Annotated in this window: 5 protein-coding genes and 1 pseudogene; 3 read left to right on the forward strand and 3 right to left on the reverse strand. The window is 35.7% G+C overall.

The window, feature by feature from the left end; genetic code table 11:
• The 3 genes and pseudogenes from OZD67_RS02125 to OZD67_RS02135 form a co-directional block, all read left to right on the forward strand.
• Nucleotides 1-288, forward strand: a pseudogene (locus OZD67_RS02125) (Rpn family recombination-promoting nuclease/putative transposase); the annotation flags it as partial.
• Nucleotides 289-426: 138 nt separating this feature from the next.
• The gene (locus OZD67_RS02130) at nt 427-1,962 is read left to right on the forward strand and encodes a cytoplasmic incompatibility factor CifA (RefSeq protein WP_274999665.1); all 1,536 of its coding nucleotides are present in this window, start codon (nt 427-429) and stop codon (nt 1,960-1,962) included.
• Between the two features lie 53 nt (nt 1,963-2,015).
• On the forward strand, nt 2,016-5,510 hold the full coding sequence (locus tag OZD67_RS02135) for a cytoplasmic incompatibility factor CifB (RefSeq protein WP_182183945.1): 3,495 nt from the start codon (nt 2,016-2,018) through the stop codon (nt 5,508-5,510).
• 280 nt (nt 5,511-5,790) lie between these two features.
• Here the strand turns inward: OZD67_RS02135 and OZD67_RS02140 are convergent, their stop codons facing one another.
• From OZD67_RS02140 to OZD67_RS02150, 3 genes are read right to left on the reverse strand one after another with little or no spacing between them, the layout of a single operon-like run.
• Complete coding sequence (locus tag OZD67_RS02140; protein WP_259346645.1) at nt 5,791-6,138, reverse strand: hypothetical protein; 348 nt, start codon at nt 6,136-6,138, stop codon at nt 5,791-5,793.
• Between the two features lie 14 nt (nt 6,139-6,152).
• A complete protein-coding gene (locus OZD67_RS02145; RefSeq protein ID WP_182183370.1) occupies nt 6,153-7,481 on the reverse strand; it encodes an ankyrin repeat domain-containing protein in 1,329 nt (442 codons plus the stop codon).
• 9 nt (nt 7,482-7,490) lie between these two features.
• Nucleotides 7,491-8,837 carry an IS110 family RNA-guided transposase gene (locus OZD67_RS02150; protein WP_182184072.1) on the reverse strand — a complete coding sequence of 449 codons (1,347 nt, stop codon included), beginning with the start codon at nt 8,835-8,837 and terminating at the stop codon, nt 7,491-7,493.
• Between the last annotated feature and the right edge of the window lie 258 nt (nt 8,838-9,095).

The raw sequence follows: 9,095 nt of genomic DNA on the forward strand, positions 1-9,095 counted from the left end.
TGGTCAGAAAAAGAATTTATAGCCTACGAACAAGAGATAAAGCGTATTCTTGATGAACATGCTGTCCTCGCTCAAAAACTCGATGATGCTACTGAAAAAGGCAGACTAGAAGGCATCCTCATCGGTCATCAAAAAGGCAGAGCGGAAGGTAGGGAAGAGGGCGAACAACAGGCTAAAATTGCTGTGGCAAAGAATTCACTTAAGGCGGGTGTTTCTATTGATGTTATTGCTGAAATAACAGGGTTTTCTGTTGATTATATTAAGAAAATTCAAGAAAAGAAGTTTTAGCCATAACGTTTTTTTATTAAACCCTCTATTCTAGTAATTTTAATATTGCAATCCATTCTAATGTCTGTACAATACCTTTTTTATATAAATACTTAACAAGAGGGGTTAATGCCAACACAGGAAGAGCTTCGGGCTACGATGTCCAAAAAATTACAGGAAGCTATTGAATATCCAGATCCAACAGTTGCTGCTGGGAGGAAGTCAGCTATCAAGAGATGGGTGGGAGTCCTTCAGGATAACTTTATGGAGCACATAAAATACTTTAAGGGTGATAAGCTGAAGTTCTTGCACAATGTATTCCAAGATGAAGGTTGCTGGTCAGGTGTAAGGTTGGATAATGCTGCTTTAGGTCAAAGGTTTACTGAAGAAAAAATAGAGGAAATCGATAATCCACTTCGCAAATATGAGATGGCTTGTAGTTACTGTGTAGTAGATAAAATTCATCCACTCTTTCAAAAAGCATTTGAATCCTACAAAAATGGATTTTCTTCTGATGAACTTGATAGTAGAGGTAATCCTATAACTGATGAGTACATACGAAACTCGCTTTTGGGTGGCATTCGAAGGAAAGGTCCTGTATTTGATTTCTGGATCGATAGAGAATCTGGGGAATTAAAGCAGTATGATGCAGTAGAAGGTTTTGACAGTGCTGTAAAACTTAAGTGGAGTGAAGGGGTAGAGTATTTTTATAATCATTTAAAAGAAGAAGATAAGGAAAAGAAGCTTACAGAAGCTATTCTTGCTCTTTCTCGTCCTCAATCTGTTGAGAAAGACGCTCCTATTTTAGATTTTTGTGTAAGGAATATAGGTGATAAAGATACTCTTTTACAGAAATTGCTGCAGAAAGATAAGGGAGTATATTCCCTTCTTGCTGAATTAATAGAGTCATGTTTTTTTGATACGGTTCATGATTTGGTACAGTGCTGGTGTTATAAAGGCGTTTCAGAACGTGGAGATCATTCAGAGAAAATATTCTCACAAGATGAGTATGACCTCCTCCTTTACTCACTTTCAAATGTAATGTTGAAAAATCCTGAGTCAAGTGTTCAAGCTAGATCTCTTATTATGAAGATTTGGAAATGTGAACGCTTTACTGAATACAGAGAGACCTCTGTTAATACTTCTAATTATACAGTTCCTATAAAGAGTGTACTTGGGGGATTAATCATTAATTGGAAACGAGAAGATATTTGTAAGCCCGATAGGGAAATAGAGAAAGAAAAAATATTAGATATAATATCATTTACTAAAAGTTGCTTTCCTGAAAAGTTTGAACTTTTTAAAGAAGATGTTTGTAAGTCCGATAGGGAAATAGAGAAAGAAGAAATATTAGATATAATATCATTTGCTAAAAGTTGCTTTCCTGAAAAGTTTGAACTTTTTAAAGAAGTCATGGTAGAAAACCTTAGATTATGTGGTAGAGAAGGAATGGAAGAAAGTATAAACTACGATGATTTGGCGAAAGAATTGCTTTCTGAGTTAGAGAAAACAACTTTACCTCCTGGAGGTGATGGTCCTAGGTATGATTTACGGACACGATCTAAAGCTCATGGCAGTAAGAAAACAACTTTGCCAGTTGATGATAGTCCGCAGTCTGAGCTTGGAACTCCTAGTGTAAGTGGTGTTTCTTCTTATAAGAAAAAAAGCATCTTTACGCTTAGTGGTAATAAGTAATCCACTTATGAACTCTTGGTATTTCTGGTCGTAGTAAATAAGGGGTATTTTGTATGAGTAATGGTGATGGGCTTATTAGGAGTTTAGTGGATGGAGATCTTGATGGTTTTAGACAAGAGTTTGAATCCTTTTTAGATCAATGTCCATCTTTCTTGTATCATGTAGGTACAGGACGTTTCCTTCCTGTATTCTTTTTTAGTATGTTTGCTACTGCTCATGATGCAGGCATTTTGAATACAGATGAGAAAGTCTATTTTCGTTTTGATAATCATGGTATTGATACAGGTGGTAGAAATAGAAATACAGGAAACCTAAAAGTTGTTATTTTAACTCGTAATCGTGACGGACAGCAAGTTGTCAGGTGTTACAGCATTTCTGATCGTCCTAATAGTGATGGGTTAAGATTTAGTGAAAGGGAGAAAGATTCTCTAGTACAAGAAATTATACAGCAAAATCAAGGTTTAAGGGAAGAAGACCTAAGTTTTGAGCAGTACAAAGTATGTATGCATGGGAAAGGCAGGAGTCAGGGAGAGGCAATTGCAACAGTATTCGAGGTGATTCGTGAAAAAGATTCTCAAGGTAGAGATAGATTTGCTAAATATTCAGCGTCTGAGATTAGCCTTCTGAGGCATATAGAACGCAATAGGCTTAGGGGGATTAATGCGCCTGCGCCACGCAGTGTGTTGACAGTTAAGGAAATAGGAAGTATACGACTCAATCAAGATCAGAGAGTACAGCTTGGTCATTTGGTCAATTTTGTGCAAGCTGCACCAGGTCAGCAAGGGATTTTCAATTTTATGGAAGTGCTAGCAAGTAACCAAAGAATAAATGTAGAACGTGGAATAAATGAAGGAATTTTGCCATACATAACTCGAATCTATCGTAATTACCTAGGCAGCCTACAAAATGACATTCAAAATCGCAGTCAAAAGTTTGAGAGTTACGGGTTTTTATTAGGTTTCTTAGCAAATTTTAGTCATCGCTACACAATAGGCATCGATCTTGACTTATCTCCTAGAAACTCACATGTTGCTTTTCTTGTACGTCATCAAGAAGAAAGAGGAAATGTTCCTATTGTCATTAATATTGCTACAGGAGCAACATTGTCCAGTACCGCATTAGACTGTGCCAGAGGTCACGCTAAAAGATTATATGTTTCTTCATTTATACCTATTCATACCACATCAGAGCATACTGTTTGTTTTGGATTAAATTTTGATTTAAATCGAATTCCTTTTAGGGTTGATACGGTAGGGCTTCAACAGGATAGATTTCCTTTAGTACAAAGATTATTTGAGTGTTTGGAGAATGAAGAAATTAGAGAAAATATTAGAGATTTCTTACTTCAACATCTTCCTGCTGAAATACCAAGAAATGCAGAGAATTATAACAGAATATTTGATTGTATAACTGGTTTTACTTTTGGGAGTAGTGCTTTTGCTAGAGAGTATTTAGAGCTGGAAGAAGGAGAAGATCGAGTACGTGTAAGAAAGTATATATTTAGATACGGTGATGGAGATTTAAGAAGACATACTTTAACTATGGTCTTTTATGCTCAGGGTTATAATATAGTTACACTTCATATTAGAGCTCACGATGCGCAACAGCAAGAAGCTATCGATTTACAAGCTCTTAATGTTAATAGAAATAATGTTCATATATGGGAAGTTTCATGCACACTTAATGACCAATTTGAGCTAGATATTGATCAACCAAATGACCTTGGTTTATATCACGATTACCAAAATAATAATGCAAATAATTTTCTTGCTGGTGATCTTATACAAGTGCCTAATGTTGAAAATGTACATGGTATTTCAGAAAGGGTTATGAACGATGGCTGGAAAAATGTAGGTCAGCATAGAGAACTATTTCAAGAGATCTCTGGAATATTGATGCCACTTAGGGACGCAATAAATGTTAATAGTGAGGGTAAGTTTCGTTCTATACTACATGGTACATTTTATGCTAGTGATAATCCTTATAAAGTGCTTGCTATGTATAAAGTTGGTCAAACATATAGTTTGAAAAGGGGGCAGGAAGAAGAAGGAGAAAGGGTAATACTCACAAGAATTACAGAACAGACATTAGACCTTTTATTATTAAGACAACCTACAGAGAATGATCTAGATACTCATCCAATTGGATATATATTAAGATTTGCTGGTAATGTAGAAGAAGTAGCACAAAAGGAGAATAACGCAAAAGATCGAATAAAAGAACTTATGAACAAGCAAAGAGGATATTTGCTTATTACTTCTGGAAATGAGGCGGTTTTATTTCCTCTTATATTTAATGCAGGTGCAGGGAGAGTAGAAGGTCTGATATCTATTCCAGAAGGAATAGGAAGAGAAGAGTATGTACATAAACTTGATCGTGGTGGTCGTGACTTAAGATCAGGAGGACTAGTGGGCCCTGAAAGTGTTATTGATGAAAATCCACCAGAGGGTCTATTATCAGATCAGACTCGTGAAAATTTAATAAATTATATTCGAGAAAATCCCGGACGGAACCAGATTTTACCGTTTGATCTAGGTGATAATCGATGTGTTAGTATTACTACCTTCGAAGGTAGTATACAACAACTCCTAGAAATACTAAGGTCAAGAATAATGGGAGGTGATAATGCCATTCCTACAGCACAAGGAATAAGAAGACAAATAAGAGATATTCTTGGAAATCAAGGGATAGAAGTAAATGATCTACTTACACTAGAATTTGCAACGAGAAATGGACATTATGATTACTGGCTTCAACAAATTGATATAGCTCATGCTGGAAGATTGCAATATCAGCTTCGTACTGAAGGTAATCACACTTTTGAAGCAGCTAATTTGGCAAGGAATGACGGTAACGAGCACATTGTTAGAGTATTAAATCAATTTAGGGAAAATGAAGAACAACAGCGTTTAACTTTAATCATTACTTTAAATAATACTCATTGGGTTACACTAGTGATTGAACGTCAAAATGGGAACTATGTTGGGTACTATGCTGATTCAACTGCTACTGCTGTTCCAGGTGGTATTACCGATATCATTCAAAATAACTTAGGAAATAATATCAGGATTAATAATGTTTCTGTTCGTCAGCAAACAGATGGTTGGAATTGTGGTTTATGGGCATTAGAAAATGCTAAGGATATTAATCGAGTCCTAAATGAAAATCCTGGAGAACAAGTTCAGAATGTTGTAAATATTATGCGTGACTTTCTCGAAAGAAACCACCCAAACAGAGATAGAAATTACTTTCAGAACATAAGAGTGGGCATTTCACAATTATTCAGGAATGATCCGGGATTTCAAGATGTGCAATTGCAAGCATACATTCAAAATAGAGAACAAATTGATCCATTATTACGTACTTATCTAGAATTAGGATATCACAGAGTGGGAGGAGGGTGTGGACCAGTAGAAGCACCTATATCGCTTAGTGTTAGTGATTCCAGTAATTTTGGTGGCCTGCCACAGTCGAGCTTAGAAAGTCCTGAAGCTAGTGTGTTTCTGACCTTAGCAAAGGTAAAGGCGGTAGGTAGAGGTAATCGGTAGATGAAAGGAGTGTAACAAAAACCTTATGCATCAAGTAGAGATTGTGAGCAAATTTAAAGAAGTTAAGGTGGGTAACCTGTTTTTTTCTACTTGTAGCAATGTTTCAAAAAGTATATGTGTCGAGTTGGGTAAAGTTGAAGGAGGTTCTTAAATGAACAGCTATTAATTTAGTAGTATACAACATTAATAAATTTAAACAACGCAACCATTTCCAGCAACCAAAACCAGCAAGCGTAAGAAGAGTTTTTCTTGGAATCGCGAGGTCTGAAACTACCTTCTGTCACCCAAATAGATGATTATCAGAAGAATCCTCATCAGGTTGTAGACCTGTCTTTTTTTCATTTAATGAATCGACTTTAAGCAAAGCATCGGTTTGTGATGTAAATTCTTCCTCGTTAAACCCAAACAACCATGAAAAAAACCCACTGAAAAATGATATAATTAATGAAAAAGGTTTTGTAACTATACTAAATAAACTACTAAAAAAAGAGCTCGGCTGTTCTTCTTCTCCTGTACTCCCATTATCATTTGGCTGTTGCGTACCAGCATCTTTCTGTAGACCTTCTGCATTACCTGAAGAGCTCGGCTGTTCTTCTGTTTGTGTGGGCTCTTTAGAAGTAGGCTCCACACTTGTTCCTTCTCCTATACTCTCTTTTTATTATCATCTGGTTGGTGTTCTTCCTCTTCTGAATTTCCTTTAATACCTGGATGTAATGGAACATTATCTCCTTGCCCTTCCTTATCTGTCGATGATTCATCCCCATCAGGTTTTTCTGCATTTTTTAATATAGTTCTTATGTCCTCATCAGCAGTTAAATCGATAGGAGTCTTCCCATAGTTATTTACCACATCGCTCTTTGCCCCATGATTTAATAAAACTTCTACTACATCTTTCTTGTTGTTTAGAGCAGCTACATGTAAAGGAGTACTGCCATGTTTATTTCTTGCATTAACATCTACTTTATTACTATTTAATAGAAGTGTTACTAACTCTCTATTGCAATTTTTAACAGCCAAATGTAAAGGAGTACGTTCATATTCATTTTTTACGTTAACATCTGCTCCTGCTTCTATTAGACTGGTTACTTCCTGAATATCACATTCTTTAGCAGCCTTAAGTAAAGCAGCATTTCTTAATAGAGCTTTTATTTCTTCGTTAGTAGTTAAACTGAAAGGAGTATCTCCATGGTGATCTTCTACGCTAATATCTGCTCTATTACTTAACAGAACTTTTACTAACTCTGCGTGATTTTCTTTAGCAGCCAAGTGTAAAGGAGCCTTTCCATTTTTATCTTGTGCATTAACGTTAACTTTTGTCTCTAATAGAATTTGTGTTACCTCTATACTGCCTGCGTTGACAGCCCAATGTAAAGGAATCCTTCCATAGTCATCTTTTGCGTTAACATCTGCTCCTGCTTTTATTAAAGCATTTGCTACACCCTCATTACGTTCTATGGCAGTCCAATGTAAAGGTGTTCTTCCATCTTGATCTTTTATGTTAATATCTGCTCCTGCCTTTATTAAAGCATTTGCTATATCCTTATTGTGTTTTTTGGCAGTATAATGTAAAGGAGTCATTCCATTTTGATCTATTACATTAACGTTTACTCCCCCATTTATTAAATCGTCTATTTCCTTAACCTTAACATCTTTAATAGCTAAACACAAATCTTCTATTTCATTTTGTGTTTTTGTCAGAGCAATCATCAATGTAGTGTGACTTCCTTTGTGATCTCTATAATGAGCAAGATCTAAAGGAGTCTTTCCTGAACTATCTTTTGCATAAACATTAATTCCTCTTGCTTTTAGTAGAGCATCTACTGCTTTTTCATTATTCTTTTCAACAGCTAAATGTAAAGGAGTCTGTCCATCTTTATTTTTCTCGTTAACATTGATTCCATCATTTATTAGGTTCCTTACTTTATCAATTTCAGCATTTTCAATAGCTATAAATAAATCAGCATTGCTCATTCCATACTTCTAAGAAACTTCCTTAACTAGCTCCTCTTGTTGCACTAAAGTATAGCCAAATTCTCGTGCCTTTTTGATCAAATTTTTTACAGCTCTCTCCTTATATCGTGTTTCATAGTATTCCATTCCTTTTTCTACATATTCTTGTCCGTATTTGAGCATACTATAAAATATGCATGCTATTTTTCTTGCAGTAGCTGTTATTGCTTTTGGTGCTCCTAATCGTTTTTTTAATCTCCTGTAGTATGCACCCAATGAACTTTTACTATTTCCTACAGAATTAGCAGCCATTCGAAATGCATTCGCAGCACGATTAATGACTTTACGCGTTCTTGTGCTAAACACTTTTTCTCCTGTAATTTTATTGGCAGGGCTGAGTCCTAACCACGATGAAAAGTGTTTTTCTGTTGACCATTTATTATGGTTTATACCAGTTTCTGAAATTATAGTCTGTATACTTAGTATATCAAGCCCTGGAACTTTAGTAAAATCCATACCAGTTATTCGGTGCAGTTCCTCGTGCAAAGCAAAGTCAGGCTTACTTTTTCTGTGCTTATTCTTTTCCTTACTCAACTGTTTACTTTCGTTAGATTTTGTTTCAAACGTTTTGTAATAGACCTCAATATTTCTATCACATTCTGCTATTTTTTCTTGATAAATATTATATAGTTCAAATTCTTGCTTTAGCGTGAATACATGTTCCTCTCTATAATCGCCAGCTAACGCTTTTGCTATAGTAGACTGATCATTTTTTATTCGTGCATCCCTGAATTGAGCCAATTTCCCAGAATCTCTTTCGCCTTTAATTATAGCCTTGATAATTTTCATACCAGTTACTCCTGTTATATCTCTTATAACTCTATGCAGTTGTATATTCATTTGAATTAATGCCTTCTGCATACGCAGAACATGTGTAGATGCACTTTCAGTGAGGTTCTTACGTTGTCGCACGTAACTACGCAATACACATATCTGGCTATCTGGCCTAAATGACCCTTGGAGTAATCCATAACTATGTAGTTGTTGTAACCACTGACAGTCCTGAACATCTGACTTTCTCCCAGGTACATTTTTTACATGTCGCGCATTTACCAACTTAACTTCAAAACCGTAAGATTCCAGTATTTGAAACAAAGGAATCCAATATACACCAGTTGATTCCATCGCTACGGTTGTAACTTTACACTTTTTTAACCACCTTGCTAAATTATGAAGGTCTTCAGTGAAGCAGCCAAATTTTTGAACACGTTGCTCATCTCTTCTCTCGGGTATACATACATAATGTACAGCCGAACCAACATCTATCCCTGCTGCATCAGGATTCATTACCTCTAATTTACTTTTTGTCATTGTAATTGACCTCCTATAACTTATAATGAAGAAGTATTTAAGCTTGGGACGGTTAGATTATACAATCTTCTAATCGAGGTAGTCGTAATAGACTCCATCAGTGGTTTAACCGTTCCTCCAAAACCATGCTCCCAAACGGGCACTCTAGCACCATTGAGCGTCCGGTTATAACTGCAAAAATACTTCTTAATAAATTATATTTAAAAATTGTTATAGCACTGGATAAAATAGTTTCTTTCAGGTTTAACAAGATTTTTCCTTGTT

Origin of the sequence: Wolbachia endosymbiont of Drosophila nikananu (assembly GCF_028981865.1) — a bacterium.
GTDB lineage: Bacteria > Pseudomonadota > Alphaproteobacteria > Rickettsiales > Anaplasmataceae > Wolbachia > Wolbachia pipientis_B.

Bases quoted from the DNA above. Each gene is read 5' to 3' on its own strand.
- OZD67_RS02130 (WP_274999665.1), top strand. From the start codon at position 427: ATGTCCAAAAAATTACAGGAAGCTATTGAATATCCAGATCCAACAGTT.
- OZD67_RS02135 (WP_182183945.1), top strand. From the start codon at position 2,016: ATGAGTAATGGTGATGGGCTTATTAGGAGTTTAGTGGATGGAGATCTT.
- OZD67_RS02145 (WP_182183370.1), bottom strand. From the start codon at position 7,481: ATGAGCAATGCTGATTTATTTATAGCTATTGAAAATGCTGAAATTGAT.